The organism is Citrobacter sp. Ce006, from assembly GCF_030336535.1.
In the GTDB taxonomy this organism is placed as follows: domain Bacteria; phylum Pseudomonadota; class Gammaproteobacteria; order Enterobacterales; family Enterobacteriaceae; genus Citrobacter; species Citrobacter europaeus.
Map to the genome: position 1 here is coordinate 690521 of NZ_JAOWDO010000072.1, position 16341 is coordinate 706861.

General features: G+C 50.7%; 15 protein-coding genes. 5 read left to right on the forward strand and 10 right to left on the reverse strand.

All coding sequences use genetic code 11. The features are described from left to right. Positions 1–13: 13 nt before the first annotated feature. The 5 genes from glnQ to rhtA all read right to left on the reverse strand — a co-directional run bounded on the left by glnQ (position 14) and on the right by rhtA (position 4338). The gene (gene glnQ, locus OGV94_RS17595) at positions 14–736 is read right to left on the reverse strand and encodes a glutamine ABC transporter ATP-binding protein GlnQ (RefSeq protein ID WP_003035246.1); all 723 of its coding nucleotides are present in this window, start codon (positions 734–736) and stop codon (positions 14–16) included. After that, on the reverse strand, positions 733–1392 hold the full coding sequence (glnP, locus tag OGV94_RS17600; RefSeq protein ID WP_003035248.1) for a glutamine ABC transporter permease GlnP: 660 nt from the start codon (positions 1390–1392) through the stop codon (positions 733–735). Before glnP ends, glnQ begins: the two co-directional genes overlap by 4 nt. A 139-nt stretch (positions 1393–1531) precedes the next feature. Beyond that, a complete protein-coding gene (glnH, locus tag OGV94_RS17605) occupies positions 1532–2278 on the reverse strand; it encodes a glutamine ABC transporter substrate-binding protein GlnH (protein ID WP_016152370.1) in 747 nt (248 codons plus the stop codon). A 365-nt stretch (positions 2279–2643) separates the two neighbouring features. After that, entirely contained in the window at positions 2644–3147 is a 504-nt protein-coding gene (gene dps, locus OGV94_RS17610) for a DNA starvation/stationary phase protection protein Dps (protein ID WP_286523873.1), read from the reverse strand. A gap of 303 nt (positions 3148–3450) precedes the next feature. Then, complete coding sequence (rhtA, locus tag OGV94_RS17615) at positions 3451–4338, reverse strand: threonine/homoserine exporter RhtA (RefSeq protein WP_003035255.1); 888 nt, start codon at positions 4336–4338, stop codon at positions 3451–3453. A 410-nt stretch (positions 4339–4748) separates the two neighbouring features. On the opposite strand from rhtA, the gene ompX reads away from it, so the two are divergent. Continuing rightward, entirely contained in the window at positions 4749–5264 is a 516-nt protein-coding gene (gene ompX / locus OGV94_RS17620; RefSeq protein WP_003035257.1) for an outer membrane protein OmpX, read from the forward strand. Positions 5265–5328: 64 nt separating this feature from the next. On the opposite strand, the gene OGV94_RS17625 is transcribed toward ompX, so the two are convergent. Both OGV94_RS17625 and mntS read right to left on the reverse strand, forming a co-directional pair. Further along, positions 5329–6915, reverse strand: coding sequence for a phosphoethanolamine transferase (locus tag OGV94_RS17625; RefSeq protein ID WP_047412464.1), 1587 nt, complete (start codon positions 6913–6915; stop codon positions 5329–5331). Positions 6916–7191: 276 nt separating this feature from the next. Further along, positions 7192–7320: a manganase accumulation protein MntS gene (gene mntS / locus OGV94_RS17630; RefSeq protein WP_003831584.1), complete on the reverse strand. Its 129-nt coding sequence runs from the start codon at positions 7318–7320 to the stop codon at positions 7192–7194. 186 nt (positions 7321–7506) lie between these two features. Between mntS and mntR the strand changes: the two genes are divergently transcribed. Together mntR and OGV94_RS17640 are read left to right on the forward strand one after the other, a co-directional pair. Continuing rightward, entirely contained in the window at positions 7507–7980 is a 474-nt protein-coding gene (gene mntR, locus OGV94_RS17635) for a manganese-binding transcriptional regulator MntR (RefSeq protein ID WP_003035264.1), read from the forward strand. Next, positions 7977–9086, forward strand: a complete 1110-nt coding sequence (locus OGV94_RS17640; RefSeq protein WP_181633954.1) for an anion transporter — start codon at positions 7977–7979, stop codon at positions 9084–9086. Before mntR ends, OGV94_RS17640 begins: the two co-directional genes overlap by 4 nt. Positions 9087–9150: 64 nt before the next feature. On the opposite strand, the gene ldtB is transcribed toward OGV94_RS17640, so the two are convergent. Continuing rightward, positions 9151–10071, reverse strand: coding sequence for a L,D-transpeptidase (gene ldtB, locus OGV94_RS17645; RefSeq protein ID WP_003035268.1), 921 nt, complete (start codon positions 10069–10071; stop codon positions 9151–9153). Between the two features lie 232 nt (positions 10072–10303). On the opposite strand from ldtB, the gene OGV94_RS17650 reads away from it, so the two are divergent. After that, positions 10304–11896: an ABC-F family ATPase gene (locus OGV94_RS17650; RefSeq protein WP_047412459.1), complete on the forward strand. Its 1593-nt coding sequence runs from the start codon at positions 10304–10306 to the stop codon at positions 11894–11896. A gap of 83 nt (positions 11897–11979) precedes the next feature. Here OGV94_RS17650 and OGV94_RS17655 read toward each other — a convergent pair whose 3' ends face one another. Continuing rightward, positions 11980–13242, reverse strand: a complete 1263-nt coding sequence (locus OGV94_RS17655) for a DUF1479 domain-containing protein (RefSeq protein ID WP_199994067.1) — start codon at positions 13240–13242, stop codon at positions 11980–11982. A gap of 264 nt (positions 13243–13506) precedes the next feature. Between OGV94_RS17655 and OGV94_RS17660 the strand changes: the two genes are divergently transcribed. Continuing rightward, positions 13507–15438, forward strand: coding sequence for a M48 family metalloprotease (locus OGV94_RS17660; RefSeq protein WP_286523876.1), 1932 nt, complete (start codon positions 13507–13509; stop codon positions 15436–15438). 37 nt (positions 15439–15475) lie between these two features. Here the strand turns inward: OGV94_RS17660 and OGV94_RS17665 are convergent, their stop codons facing one another. Further along, positions 15476–16291 (reverse strand): Cof-type HAD-IIB family hydrolase, encoded by an 816-nt coding sequence (locus OGV94_RS17665; RefSeq protein WP_043015703.1) that lies wholly within the window; start codon positions 16289–16291, stop codon positions 15476–15478. Positions 16292–16341 lie beyond the last annotated feature (50 nt).

Here is a 16341-nt window from a genome sequence, read left to right on the forward strand (position 1 = left end):
GGAGGCTGAACTATCAGGAAACGTGCTGCAAAAATTCCTGTAAGCGTTGGCTGGGCGGATTTTCAATCAGGGCCTGCGGATTACCGTCTTCGGCAATACGTCCCTTATCAATGAAAATCAGGCGTGAAGCCACTTTTTCGGCAAAGCCGATTTCGTGGGTTACAATCACCATGGTCATCCCTTCTTCCGCCAGATCCTGCATAACTTTCAGAACTTCATGACGCAGTTCCGGGTCCAGCGCTGAGGTTGGCTCATCAAACAGCATCATTTTCGGCTTCACCGCCAGCGCACGGGCGATAGCCACACGCTGTTGTTGACCACCGGACAGTTCAGAAGGGTAGTGATGCGCACGCTCAGCCAGACCCACTTTCGCCAGCAGCTCTTTAGCCAGTTTCTCAGCCTGTTCTTTATTCGCCCCGCGTACGCGCTGCGGTCCGAACATGACGTTTTCCAGCGCCGTCAGATGCGGGAACAGATAGAACTGCTGAAACACCATCCCGGCTTCCTGGCGGATTAACCGCTCGTCTACCTTCGGATCGTTTACTTTCAGACCATCGACGATCAAATCGCCGGAGGTGATTTCTTCCAGTTTGTTAATACAGCGCAGCAGGGTAGATTTACCGGACCCGGACGGACCGATAATCACCACCACTTCGCCCTGCTGAATGTTCAGGTCAATATTGTGCAGCACCTGAGTTGGACCAAAGTGCTTAGAAACGTTTTTAAATTCAATCACAGGATTTTCATCCTTCTTTCCAGACGACGCAGAATGAAGCTCAGCACCAGCGTAATGATCAGATAGAACACCGCAACGGCGCTCCAGATTTCCAGTGCGCGGAAGTTACCGGCAATGATTTCCTGGCCCTGACGGGTCAGTTCAGCGACGCCAATGACAATAAACAGCGAGGTATCTTTTATGCTGATTATCCACTGGTTACCCAGCGGCGGCAGCATACGACGCAGTGCGAGAGGCAAAATTACGTGGCGGATAGTCTCTGTGCGTGAAAGTCCAAGCGCCAGTCCGGCTTCGCTGAATCCTTTATGGATTGAGAGCACCGCACCGCGGGTGATTTCCGCAATATAGGCCCCGGAGTTGATCATGATGGTGACAACGGCGGCGCTAAAGGGATCAATGCGTAAATCGTTAAATGCCATTGGCAGGGCGAAGTAAATAAACATCACCTGCACAACGATTGGCGTACCGCGAATGACTTCGATAAACACCAGCGCTACGTGGTTGGCTATCCAACCGCCGAAAGTACGTGCAAACCCCGCTGCAAGCCCGATTATCAGACCGCCAGCCAGACCGAGGACCGAAATCCACAGGGTCATTTTGGCGCCTTCAATCAAAAGCGGGATGGCGGGCCAGATGGCACTCCAGTCAAACTGCATATGTCGTTCCTGTTACCGTGGTGTAAATATTCAAATGCCTGTTTTACCGGATTCACTGTGTGGTTATTCGGCCTACAGGTCTCAAAAATCCCGGCGTAAGCCCGGTAAGCATCGCGCTACCGGGCAACGCTGTCGGTTATTATTTAGGTTCAGTACCGAACCATTTTTTGTAGATTTCGTTATACGTGCCGTTCTCTTTCAGCGTTTTCAGCGCGCCGTTCACTTTCTCGCGCAGTTCATCGCTGCCTTTCGGGAAGGCGATACCGTACTGCTGGGCTTCCAGGGATTCACCTACGGCTTTGAACTGGCCGTTACCCGCGGTTTTGATGAAGTAAAGAATGTTTGGCGTGTCGTGCAGCACGGCGTCTGCGCGGTTGGTGCCCAATTCCATATACGCGTTATCGATATTCGGGAACTGACGCAGGTCTTTGGTTTTGATGTTAGCTTTTGCGTAATCAACGGAACCGGTGCCGCTCTTCACAGCGACGACTTTACCATCCAGATCTTTCACGCTTTTCACGTCGTTATTATTCGCTTTGACCATCACTAACAGACCGCTTTTGTAGTAGCCGTCAGAGAAGTCGATCGCTTTTTTACGCTCATCAGTGATGGTGATACCCGCCAGTGCCAGGTCGATATTTTTGGTTTGCAGAGCCGGGATGATGCCGCTGAAATCCATTGGTTTCAGTTCATAATCCAGCTTCAGTTCTTTGGCCACGGCAGCCCACAGATCCACATCAAAACCAACGTATTTGTCACCCTGTTTGAATTCGAACGGTACAAACGCGGTGTCGGTTGCGACAACCAGTTTCTTATCTGCGGCATGGGAGGACACCGCAAAAGCCAGGGTAAGTGCAGCCAGTGAAACTTTTAATACAGACTTCATAGGATTTCCTTTTATATCCACGGGGCGATCCCCTGCGAGAACATATGGCTTAATGAAAAAATCGTGCCAATTTTGCAACTCATTGTTTTAACAAGAGGGTGTCTTGTTTCTCTGCACAATAAGTAGGGCAAAGCGGGCGATCTGCACTATTTTGGGGCACTCATTTGGTGCGTACCTGACACGGTGCAAACGGTATGACTATTTAGCGTAAAAATTGTTGATAAAACAATCTTTCGTTAACGATTGTGTGAGGTGATTATTACAATTAATTTACTTTGGAGTGACGAATGATCAAAGTTATGCACCATAGAAGTGCAAAACCCCCGCCAGGGCGAGGGTTATATAGGTAATTCTTATGTCTGCTGTTATTCAATATTGGCTTCGATAAACCACAGGAATTTGTCGAGATCGCGTGACGCGGCGGTGAAGATATCTGCAGTATCTTCGTCTTTAGCTTCGCTAATGGCTTTACGTACGCTATTCGCGACGACGGCATAACGATCGGCCAGCTCTTTTAAGTGGTCCTGCACGCTATGGATATCCAGCGGGTAGCTTTTCAGAGGCGTTTTGCTGTTAATCACCTGGGTTGTACCCAGTGCGACTCCGCCCAACTGTACGGCGCGCTCAGCCATGGTGTCGAGGTGATCGGTCAGGGCTGCGCGGAAGCCATCCAGCATTTCATGTACGGCAATAAAGTTGGTGCCGCGCATGTTCCAGTGAGCCTGTTTGGTGATCAACGACAGGTCGATGAACTGGATCACTTGCTGATTCAGCAGCTCTACGGTCGCTTTCTTTTCGCTATCTGTCACATCGTTGCGGGTATATAGGAGGGCAGATGCTTTTGTTTTTACCAATTTTGCGGTACTCATATTTTCATATCCTCTTGATATTTATGTCCCAGCTCTTCAACGGGATTAAGTATAGCGCTAAATTTGGATTTGTTTTTCCGATCTTGCCTATCACTTTAATAGCGAAGAGAGAGGTTGGTATAAAATAATTAATGAAATCATAGTGATATGATGGTTGTTGCCGGGGTGATGTTATTTTTATGTTAATGTAAAAAGTAAAAGAAATATGTGGATGAGAAAAATATATTTATTAGAATAATTATCACGCAGATTTACAATTGGATATTCTGCATGATTATGCAAACCATGCAGAATATTAAGTGGTTAATTCACGTCAACTTGCTTAATTTGCGGTTCTTTGCGAATAGTGAGCGTAGACCCCATTGATGCGACGATAATGGCGCCCAAAGCGAGCGTCTGGATAAGCGTCAGCGTTTCACCGAGGAAGATCATTCCGGAAACCGCTGCCAGTGCGGGCTCCATGCTCATCAGCGTCCCAAAAGTACGGGTTGGCAGCCGCGTCAATGCAATCATCTCCAGCGAGTAGGGAAGCGCAGTGGAGAGGACCGCAATGGCGAGGCCTAACGGCAGAATGGACCAGTGCCACAGGGCATCTCCAGCCTGGATCGCGCCGATGGGGACAAAAACCAGCGCCGCAATTAATGACCCAACCGCAACGGTCGCCGGACCATGTTCCGCGCCTGCACGCTGCCCGGTAAGAATATAGATTGCCCAACAGGCGCCAGCCCCCAGCGCCAGCGCGGCGCCGGTTAAATCCACGTGAGAAACGTCCTGACCTAACGGCAGCAGGAACCACAGCCCGAGAACAGCCAGTGCAACCCAGATGAAATCCACCGGACGCCGGGATGAAAACAGCGCTACCGCGAGCGGACCGGTAAACTCCAGCGCCACGGCAATTCCCAATGGCACGGTCTGGATTGACAGGTAGAAGAGATAGTTCATCCCGCCCAGAGACAGGCCATAAAACAGCAGGGGCAGGCGCTGTTCTTTGGCGAATCGCAAACGCCAGGGTTTAAAGAAGGCGATAAGGATGAGGGTGCCCAACGCAAGGCGCAACGCGGTAACGCCCGGCGCGCCAACGAGCGGGAACAGCGATTTCGCCAGAGATGCTCCGCTTTGAATGGATGACATAGCAATGAGCAAAACCAAAATAGGCAACCAGACTGGCGCTTTACGTGACGACCCCGGCATCCTTTCTCCTGTCAATGATGATTACACGCCTTCATCTGCGCGACGTTGCAGTTTTGCTACGACACGGATGACTTTATGTATAGAAAAGTAAAACAGCGAGTGTAATGGAAATACACATCGCTGGTTGACTATTCGTTGAAAAAAAAATTGCTCAGTTCCGTACAATGGCATGAAAATGATGGATTAATAATCTGTGTGATTAGGATTAATCTGGATGAATGTGCCATATTGTGCGCGCAATAATGGCATTTTACGTTAGAAAAGTGATGTTAATTGAAAGAGATAGCGGGTTTCTGAAATGTTCTGTTACATGAAAGACCCCGTTAGACATCGCGAATCGCAAAGAGTTTCCCATCAATTTTTGGTATATTTAAAACTTAAGATTTACTTGAAGCACATTTGAGGTGGTTATGAAAAAAATTGCATGTCTTTCAGCACTGGCCGCTGTTCTGGCTTTCTCCGCAGGTACTGCTGTAGCTGCTACTTCTACCGTTACCGGTGGTTACGCTCAGAGCGATGCTCAGGGCGCAGCGAACAAAATGAACGGTTTCAACCTGAAGTATCGCTACGAGCAGGACAACAACCCGCTGGGTGTTATCGGTTCCTTCACTTACACTGAAAAAGATCGTACCGATGCTTCTGGCGACTACAACAAAACCCAGTACTACGGCATCACTGCTGGTCCGGCTTACCGTCTGAACGACTGGGCAAGCATCTACGGTGTAGTGGGTGTTGGTTACGGTAAATTCCAGAACGCAGCATCCCCGGCTGACAACCACACCACCAGCGACTACGGTTTCTCTTACGGTGCTGGTCTGCAGTTCAACCCGATCGAAAACGTTGCTCTGGACTTCTCCTACGAGCAGAGCCGTATTCGTAGCGTTGACGTTGGCACCTGGATCGCTGGCGTGGGTTACCGCTTCTAATCACTCCGGTGATATGAAAAATCCGCCTTTTAGGGCGGATTTTTTTTTGCGTGTAATTTAGAGATTAACGAGATTTGGTCTCAAAGATATCGGTACCAAGATGGTTGTAATCCACCTTCTGCAGTTTGAAGTTGGTGATGTACACCGGGCCGGCCTTTTTCTCTGAAATAAAGCGGTAGCTGTTGGTAATTTCCTTTGCGCTTATCCCTGTCCACTGTGAGAAAAAACTGAGGAAATCATTCGCAGAGCGACGGGCTTTAATCACCCGATGCGCTTTATCATCGCTCGACAGCACCATGAAAGGCACCTGGAAATTCTGCTGGAACTGATCGTCATGTGCCAGGTACTGCACCTCTTTTCCTCGCTCTTTAAACGCGAGGCCATGATCGGAGAAATAGACCATCGAGAAGCTGGTACCGCTGTTACGTAGCTGATCGTATAGCTGACGCAGCAGGTCATCCGTCTGAGTCATGGTGTACAGGTAGCAGGATGTCTCTTTTGACTGGACGAAGGTCTCGTATTTACCCTGCGTACGGTCGCAGGCCTGTGGATGTGAGCCCATTAAATGCAGCACGATGAGCTGTGGCTGGGTGCGCTCGGTTGCCAGCACCTGGGCGGTCATCTTCAACAGCGCTTCGTCACGGGTGTTTTTATCCGCTTCGAAATCACCGCTTTTGAGAAACTGAACTTCATCAGCGCGTTTCGCGATGCTGGCGATGGCCGTATCGTATTCACCAATCTGTCCCTGATTGGAAAACCACCACGTCTGGAATCCCGCTCGGTTGGCCAGGGTGACAAAGTTATCCTGGAACTGGGGCTTATTGTCGACCACCCGATTCAGCGTCAGGCCGAGTGATTTTTGCGTCGAACCGCTTGCCGCAATGTAATCCGCGAAGATGTAGCCGTTAACGGAGCTGGCAAACGGGGTGTTATCCCAGTGGCCGCCAAACGCGCCTAACGCATCGCGGCGGGCGCTTTCGCCGATCACCACGACGTAGGTGTGATACTTCGGCTTGACGGCGGTTACCGTCCAGCTGTCTTTTACGCTCGACAGTTTCGCCATACGCTCTTGTTCATCGAGCACTTCGTTGTTATTGACGATAACGTCCTTGGCAAAGCGGAAAACCGGATAGCCAGTATCTTTCAGCTTGAACACGCCGCCCCAGGCCAGGTTTTGCATCGGGGTAACAAAGAATGCGACAACGCTGAACAGCAAACAAACGCTGTCGAACTTGTTCCAGCCACGCTGCTGTACATCTTTTTTACGGCGTACGGCGATAACGCCGAGGGCGAAAATAAATACCCCAACCAGATAACTGTACCAGGGGAAGATGGTCAGGATTTCAGTAGACTCTTCCATATTGGTTGAGTGCAGCGCCAGCAAAGTATTGAAGTTCGGCGCACCATAAGCCTGGCCGAACGGAAAGTACATTGCCGCAATGAGTGAGCAAATGCCAATCAGTGCTTTCTGCACGCGCGGCGCGCTACGCCACAGCAGCATCAATATACAGGTGAAAGCAACGCTATAGAGCAGGCTAAGCGGATAGCCCAGCGCAAGGTTGATCAGCAGAGACTGTAAGAAATAGAGGCCAGTCCACGGACTAATTGCCCGGCTACGAGCAATGATTGAATCTTTGAGGGTTAAATTCATATGCCACTGTTACAAAAACGCCATGTGCTTACCCTGGCGCTAAGGGTCATTGCCTGCCTGAGAGAGCGAGAAGAGGGATAGGGTCCGCATCCGCGAGCCGCAATATACGCAGGGCTGCGAAAAGATAGAGTGTGCGCAGGAGAAGGTCAACTACTACAAAGAAATTGTTTTGCGAGGGACGTGGCAAAACTGACAAAAAGAAGGGTTATTGGCAGGAAAACGATCGCCGTATGCGAGTTACGGCAGGAAAAAGAAGCGGCGTACCGCGACGCCGCATTATTTTTCTGAAGGTTTATCCTGCTCTGGTTTGCTGTTAATCATGTCGCACAGCATAGAGATAAGCATTAACCGTACTTTAAAGGGAGAGTGGCTAAACACGCGTATACACCTCTTAAATTCATTCATATAAACCTCCTGACTTCACGACCCCATCAGTCCTTGAGGGATGTCTTTATTATATACAGATATAGCACAGGCTATATTATATAGCTATTGCTAAAACGTTAATTTTTTGTGCCCACGCAACTCTGGTTTACAATGAGCGCTCTCTAATCAGATGCCGTTAACGCGTCACAGGAACGAGGAAGCATAATGAGTCGTCGCGCAGGTACGCCAACAACAAAAAAAGTGACGCAATTGGTGAATGTCGAAGAACACGTTGAAGGATTTCGTCAGGTCCGGGAGGCACATCGCCGTGAGCTGATTGATGACTACGTAGAGCTGATTTCCGATCTCATTATTGAGGTTGGTGAAGCGCGCCAGGTAGATATGGCCGCGCGGCTTGGGGTTTCCCAGCCGACGGTTGCTAAAATGCTTAAGCGTCTTGCTTCAGTCGGATTGATTGAAATGATCCCCTGGCGAGGCGTGTTTTTAACCGCAGAAGGTGAGCGACTGGCTCAGGAGAGTCGGGAGCGTCATCAGATTGTAGAGAATTTCCTGTTGATGTTAGGTATCAGCCCGGAAATTGCCCGTCGCGACGCTGAGGGAATGGAGCACCACGTCAGTAAGGAAACGCTGGAAGCTTTTAGCCGGTTTACGCAACAGCAAGGAACAGGCTCTGAATGAGTTTTCCTTTATTACGCGCCTTACAGCGCGATCGTTTTTTTCAGTTGTTAATCATCGTCGGGATTGTACTAAGCCTGTTTACGCCATTTGCGCCCCGGTCGTGGCCGGGGGCGATTGACTGGCACACGATTATCACGCTTAGCGGGCTGATGTTACTGACCAAAGGGGTGGAGCTAAGCGGTTACTTCGATGTGTTAGGGCGCAAGATGACCCGCCGCTTCAATACTGAACGCCAATTGGCGATATTTATGGTGCTGGCGGCGGCGCTGCTGTCGACGTTTCTGACCAACGATGTTGCGCTGTTTATTGTGGTTCCGCTGACCATCACCCTGAAAAAATTGTGCGCCATTCCGGTGAATCGCCTGATTATCTTTGAGGCGCTGGCGGTAAACGCCGGATCGTTACTCACGCCAATAGGCAATCCACAAAACATTCTGATGTGGGGACGCTCAGGCTTATCGTTTAGCGCGTTTATCTGGCAAATGGCACCGCTTGCGGGGGCCATGATGCTGACGCTGGTGGTGCTGTGCTGGTTCAGTTTCCCACACAAAGCCTTGCACTATCATACCGGTACGTGCGCGCCTGACTGGCAACCGCGCCTGGTGTGGGGCTGTCTTGCGTTGTATATCATCTTCCTGACGGCACTGGAGTTAAAACATGGGCTGTGGGGCCTGGCGGTTGTGGCGGCAGGTTTCATGGTGCTGGCTCGCCGCGTGATCCTCAGCGTGGACTGGACGTTGCTGTTGGTGTTTATGGCGATGTTCATTGATGTGCATTTGCTGACGCAGCTCCCGGCCTTACAGGGGATGACCCATCAGATTGGCACCCTCTCAGCGCCGGGGCTTTGGTTGACCGCCATTGGCCTGTCGCAGTTTATCAGTAATGTTCCCAGTACGATTTTGCTGCTGAACTACGTCCCGCCAACGCTGCTGTTAGCCTGGGCGGTCAATGTGGGCGGCTTTGGGCTGTTGCCGGGGTCGCTGGCGAATCTTATTGCTTTACGGATGGCAAACGACCGACGGATCTGGTGGCGTTTTCATTGGTATTCGGTGCCGATGCTGATATGGGCGGCGCTGGTGGGATATGGTTTGTTGTTACTAATGTAATAGCGGCATTGAGGCAATAAAAAAGGCGGATGAATTATCCGCCTTTTTCGTGTCAGGTATGTGCTTAGTTCAGACGAACCGGCATACCTGAACGGTTCTGAACCGCCTGCTCAACGACGGCCTGATCGACGTCAGACTGACCGGTGATGCTGGTAATGCTCTTGTTCAGCGTAATCGGTACGATTTCCCCGCCTTCGAACTGTGCTTCAGTGGTAGACAGTGGGTTATGTACCTCGATGTAACGGCTGCCGTCTGGTTCGGTAGTGGCTTTTACCGGCTCATCGATAAACTGTACGCGGGTGCCGACTGGCACATTTTCAAACAGGAATTTGATGTCATCGTTACGCAGACGCACGCAACCGTGGCTGACGCGTAAGCCGACGCCGAAGTTAGCATTGGTGCCGTGGATGGCATACAGACGACCAATATACAGCGCGTACAGACCCATCGGGTTATCCGGACCTGCCGGAACAACGGCTGGCAGCGGTTCACCCGCAGCGCGGTATTCCGCATGCATTTTCGCCGTTGGCGTCCAGGTTGGACCCGCTTTTTTACGTTCTACTTTGGTAGTCCAGTTGATTGGCGTGTCTTTGCCCAACTGGCCGATACCAATCGGCAGAACAATAACGGTGTTGGTGCCTTTCGGGTAATAGTACAGGCGCATTTCAGCGCTGTTGATAACAATACCTTCATGCACGGTATCCGGCAGGATCAACTGCTGAGGAATGTTCAGCACCGTGCCGCCTTTCGGCAGGAAGGTATCCACGCCCGGGTTGGCTTCCAGCATGTTAGACAGACCCATCTGATACTCCGCCGCAAAATATTCCAGCGGTTGGGTGTTGCCTTCAGGAATCGTGATGACCTGGTTTTGCCCAATTAAACGGCTGCCATCGGTAGGCAGCGGGTACGTGACGGCAGAAGCTGTATTACAAAAACCAACTATTGCGAGTGCCGCCGCGAAAAGCGTTGTTAATTTCATATTCATGTTCATGTATGCGAGATTCAGTGCCAGGCAGGCTAGTGGGTTGAGATTTATGTAGTGTTGGGCACGCATTATATGTGCAATCTGAGCAACAAGGAATTCGGATGTGTACTAAATCACATTTTTTTCCTTTTACTCTCATTTTAGCCCTTCAGCATCAGGGGGCGATCTTATTGCAGACTTATGGCATAATAAGCGGTTTGTCACATATTTCTTTCTCTTTCAGGATACGCCAGTGTTAGTTTCCAGCAACGTCACCATGCAGTTCGGCAGTAAGCCGCTGTTTGAAAATATTTCCGTCAAATTTGGAGGCGGCAACCGTTACGGCCTGATTGGCGCGAACGGTAGCGGTAAATCTACTTTTATGAAAATTCTCGGCGGCGACCTCGAACCGACGCTGGGCAACGTTTCCCTCGATCCGAACGAGCGCATCGGTAAGCTGCGTCAGGATCAGTTCGCCTTTGAAGAGTTCACCGTGCTTGACACCGTGATCATGGGTCACGGCGAACTGTGGGAAGTGAAGCAGGAGCGCGATCGCATTTACGCCCTGGCTGAGATGAGCGAAGAAGATGGCTACAAAGTTGCTGACCTTGAAGTTCAGTACGGCGAAATGGACGGCTACTCTGCGGAAGCGCGTGCGGGTGAACTGCTGCTGGGCGTCGGTATTCCGGTAGAACAGCATTACGGCCCGATGAGCGAAGTCGCGCCCGGCTGGAAGCTGCGTGTGCTTCTGGCGCAGGCGCTGTTCTCTAACCCGGACATTCTGCTGCTCGACGAACCAACGAACAACCTGGATATCGACACCATCCGCTGGCTGGAGCAGACGCTGAACGAGCGTGACAGCACCATGATCATCATTTCGCACGACCGTCACTTCCTGAACATGGTCTGCACGCACATGGCGGATCTGGACTACGGTGAACTGCGCGTTTATCCGGGTAACTACGACGAATACATGACGGCGGCAACCCAGGCGCGTGAACGTCTGCTGGCTGATAACGCCAAGAAGAAAGCACAGATTGCCGATCTGCAATCCTTCGTCAGCCGCTTTAGCGCCAACGCGTCTAAATCTCGACAGGCGACTTCTCGTGCGCGTCAGATTGATAAGATTAAGCTCGACGAAGTGAAAGCGTCCAGCCGTCAGAACCCGTTCATTCGCTTCGAACAGGATAAGAAACTGTTCCGTAACGCGCTGGAAGTGGAAGCGCTGGCGAAAGGTTTTGATGAAGGCCCGCTGTTTAAAAACTTCAACCTGCTGCTGGAAGTGGGGGAGAAGGTTGCCATCATTGGCGCCAACGGCGTGGGTAAATCCACCATGCTGAAAACGTTAGTTGGCGATTTGCAGCCGGACAACGGTACCGTTAAGTGGTCTGAAAACGCCCAGGTCGGTTACTACGCGCAGGATCATGAATACGAGTTCGAAAACGATCTGACCGTTTTCGAATGGATGAGCCAGTGGAAACAAGAAGGCGATGATGAGCAGGTTGTGCGCAGCTTCCTTGGCCGTCTGCTGTTCAGCCAGGACGATATCAAGAAACCTGCGAAAGTGCTCTCCGGTGGTGAAAAAGGCCGCATGCTGTTCGGTAAACTGATGATGCAGAAACCGAATATCCTGGTCATGGATGAACCAACCAACCACCTGGATATGGAATCTATCGAGTCGCTGAATATGGCGCTGGAAATGTACCAGGGCACGCTGATCTTCGTTTCTCACGACCGTGAGTTTGTCAGCTCGCTGGCCACCCGCGTGATTGAAATTACGCCGGAACGCGTGATCGACTTCACCGGTAACTACGAAGATTATCTGCGTAGTAAAGGCGTCGAATAATTTTCCCGCCGTCTTTCGCGTTACAGGTGTGTTGGCTACACCTGTAACGCGAGATTCTTAGGGAAAAGGGTATAAGTTACAGATTAAATAATCCCCAACGCGCGTTTACCGTGGATATTCAAATCCTCCAGCGTGAAGCGTCCTTCCCAGTTAGTTTCATAATCCTCACGCGGGAAATCACCCGGCGACGCGCCTTTTTCCAGTGCGGCTTTCACTTTGTGGGCATAAGCCAGATTCTTTTCGCACATTGGTGCGGCAGGAATGTACATCACGTTGCCCCAGCCCTGCTGATTTTCCACCGGGGCGACGGAGTGAATCACGTCGCAATGCCACCAGACGGAGTCTCCGGCGTCCAGTTGCGGAATGCTGGTTAATGCCTCAATCAGCAGCGGATGCCATTGTGTGGAAATCGGCAGGACTCTGCCGGGCGCGACGCCGCAAAGTTCATCTTCCGGCACATCATCAAGCAATGGGCGTAACAGCACATATGCCATCGCTTCAGGAATAGGGACCACGTGCAGCAATCCCTGACCCGGCAGCATATCGGACAGTGCAGTCCAGCCCTGGAAGGTACGGAAGACCGAACATTTGGTGGTGTTATCCACCGTGTACTCTTCTACCTCGGTGCGATGCGCCGCCTGCCATGGATCATAATCTTCCAGCTTACCATTGAAAACATTAGCAAAGACCTGCTGATACGCCGGAAGAAGCCAACGCTCCAGCGCGCCGGAATCCGTATGCGCACCCAGCCCTTTGGACGTCGTTCCCGGCGGGCGACGGCGTATCCGGTCAGGGTAGATAACGCTGACATCGGGGTTAAACCATTGCTTACCTGCGCTTGAAAATGTCCAAAGACGATTAAGGAAAGACTGTGCATTGGCCATTTCTTCACTCTGACGGGCCTGCATCTGCGCCTGGGACCAGTAGATGGGGTAGATTTCAGGCCGCGATGCGCTCAGGGTACCAAAGAAATTATCGCCCGGTCCTTTATAGACATCGTCAAAATGGTTGCGGTCCAGATAGTCCAGCATTGACCGATCCCAATCGAGGGCCTGTTCTCGAGGGAAATGGCCTTTAATCACCGCGCATCCGCGACGCTTAATTTCTTCACGCTGCTCTGCACTTACGCGACCCGCGTTGATATCTGCATAAGACACCACGGGCCAAACCGGGGAGCCTTGCGCTTTGAGGGCGTTGATTTCCGCCACGCGATTGGCAATGGCATCGCTCAACTGATTGAAAATCAACTGAACATCTCCAAGCTGTTCACGCAGTTGCTGTTTCATCTGCCGGATTGTCGCTTTGTGATCGGCGGGCAACGTGTCGCTGGTAAAAGTAAAAGTCATATCCACCTCACATTAACTTTCATTCGAAACTCATTTAGCTTACAGATGATAATATAAGTTAAAATTTGGTTAACGCAAGTTTAATTAATGGTGCTCTAACCGGCTGGGACGATGCTGCATTGTCTGAATTGCAGGGAGTTATGAGTATTACGCGTAAAAACGTTAGCCTGGCGTAAGTGGGGTTCTTTATAATTTGATTCGCAACTGATTCGACCGCTAAAAAATAGGGCGCAAGGACACAGCACGATTTCAAGGAAAATTGCTATGGAAAGAAAAGGAATTCTTTACCTCTTTACCGTCCCGGTGAGCCTCTTTTTTTATGCGCTTTGGCTGTGTTGGCGCGTGGGGGATGCTCCCATTAGTGATAACGTGGAGATGTTTCGCTGGGCGTTGGCCAGGTCGGCAATATTACTTACGGGTGGTGCGCTGCTGGTTGTTGGCACCGCAATTTGCGTATGCACAACCAGTGCACGCGCTTCGCATCATTCTCAGACCATCCTGATTAACAAATTTACGCTCTGTCGACGCCTGCTGCCTGTCTTGATGGTGGGGGAAATAGTGGCTTGTGGTCTGGCGACCATATGTTTGGTGTTATCGGAAGTTATCTGGACTCTCTCGCATATTGGCGGAGCCGGGGGCTTCAAGCTTGTGGTGATACTCCTGCTCGCCGTCGGCGTCATTTTCTGGATGTTAATAAAAAGCCTGGCCTCCATCAAAAGATGCTTTGCAATTTTTAAGCAAGAAGATACGGATAGCTACGGGATAAATATCACAGAGGCCTGCAATCCGATGTTATGGCGTTGGGTTCGCGATCTCACCGAGCGTGGTCGACTCACCGTACCCGATAACATTGTGGTGGGTTTTTTTGAATGCTTTTACGTCACGGCCAATGCCGTAAACACTATCGATGGTGAACGTCTGACGGGGAATACCCTCTATTTGCCGCTAACCTATATGGCGCTACTGGATGAAAACGAAGTCGCCGCCGTGATTGGTCATGAACTGGGACATTTTACCGGGGAAGATACCCAGTACAGCCTACGTTTTGCTCCACTGTATGCTGGTATAGAAAATAGCCTTGAGCATATGGCAAATAGTTCACAGGGTTTTTCCTGGCTGGACCGCATAGTACTGCGTCCCTCTTTGGATATGGGCGTCTGGTTTTTACAGTCGTTTCACGAGACGGTGAGTTACTGGAGCCGAGTTCGTGAACATGCGGCTGATAGTATGGGCGCTGAGGTCTCTTCTCCTATGGCAATGGCTTCGGCGTTATTGCGTATGTCGGTACTTGATGAACCGGTTTCCCGGTTTCTCGACGACATGATTCGCAAACAGATTGTTAGCGATTGCTGGCTTGCCAGTCTGGTGACTGCACTGCAAAGCGTTAACCCATTTGAGTTGCATAACGCTATCGACAGTGAAATTGCGCATCCAATGGATAGCCATCCTACGACGCGAGCTCGCATTGCTCTACTGGCAGTAGAACTGGATGATCAGCTTCAGACACGAGCTGTGCGGCCGGTTACGGCAAGTGACGGTGATTTTATTCGTAAATTGTTCAGCGATGTGGATGCTTTATGTTCGTCACTTACGCAAAAGCTATTGGGCCACATTGTTCCACAACGTGAGGCGTATCGTCAGGCGCTTGAAACTGAGGCCGTTCTGGCAACGGAGTCGGTTGCACTGTGGACCAGCAAAAAAGAACCATGGTATATGATTGTGCTGGGTTTTTTGATGTTGCTGGGGGGAGGGTATTTAGTTCTGTTCTGCACCGTCAGTGCATGGTTCTGGATGCTTCCCTTCGCAGGTACTGCCTCAGGGATACTGGGGGTCATCACATTACGACGAACGCGGCAGCCGCTGTTAGTGTTCACGTCGGACAGCATTACCAGCTCCTGGCTACCTCAACCATTACCGCTAAAATACGTTTCTAATGGTGAATTGACGATCGTCTCCAGTTCATTGACCATCAAGCTCTTCCTGAATGAAGAGTATCAACCCAACGTCACCACAAAGCGGTTTATGCAGGCGATTCGTTTTAATCCTCGACAGCATGCGATTATAATTGTGGTGTCCGGCAGCCTGCTACGCCAGCAGGAAATGAAAAAGGTTAAGCTGGATGCGCAAGCCTTGATGACGCTTATCGGCCAATACATTGGCTCAGCCCACGCGCGGGCTGAGTTAGCGGATTTCTGAGCATAGTAAAAACCGGAGCCAGCACTCCGGTTATCTGTCAGACGTTAAAAGGCGAAGTGTTATCCAGCACCGCCTGAATCACGTTCAGCGCGCCCTGATGGTTGTTGTCGTCGGTCTGATAGCGAGCAATCGCTTTGATACTCTCTGCAGCGTTGGCCATGGCGAAAGAGTAGCGCGCCATTTTCAGCATTTCCGCGTCATTACCGCTATCGCCAATCGCGACCACGTTTTGCGGTGACAGGTTCCAGCGCTTTAGCAGACGGCTGATCCCGTTGGCTTTATGTAAACCAGGAATGATCAGGTCGATAAACCCAAAGCCGCTGGTAACGGGCTTCATAATACCGTCAAGGGCTGAATGAAGGTGATCGATAACTAATGGGATCTGTTGGTCAGGTAGATTTAGCGAGAACTTGAACAGTACATCGTCGATGTCCTGATAATCCTTCACGGGTTTCAGGCGATGATAGTGTTTTGACATCAACGCGACAAAGGACTCTGGGGCATTTTCGCTAACGTAGGCGCTTTGCAGGCCGCAAGCCACAAAGTTGAGATGCTTATCTTTTAGCAGTTCGCCAATAACAATGCGGGATTCGTGGCGGGTTAGCTCACCGTGAAACAGCTGTTTGCCATGTTCAAAGACTAACGCCCCGTTCTCGGCGACAAAAGAAATCTCATCTTTGAGCTCCGGGAAAAAAGAGATCAACTGGTAATACTGGTTGCCGCTGGCCACGACAAATTCGATATCTCGTTTTTTTAGTTCCTGATACTGCGCCATAAAACGTGCACGATCGTATTGCTTGGCATCGTCGAGAAAAGTTCCGTCCATATCGGTGACGATAACTTTGATGGTCATATTTGCTCCTGGCTTATAACTGCAACCAGAAACATTCTAATAACAATGTG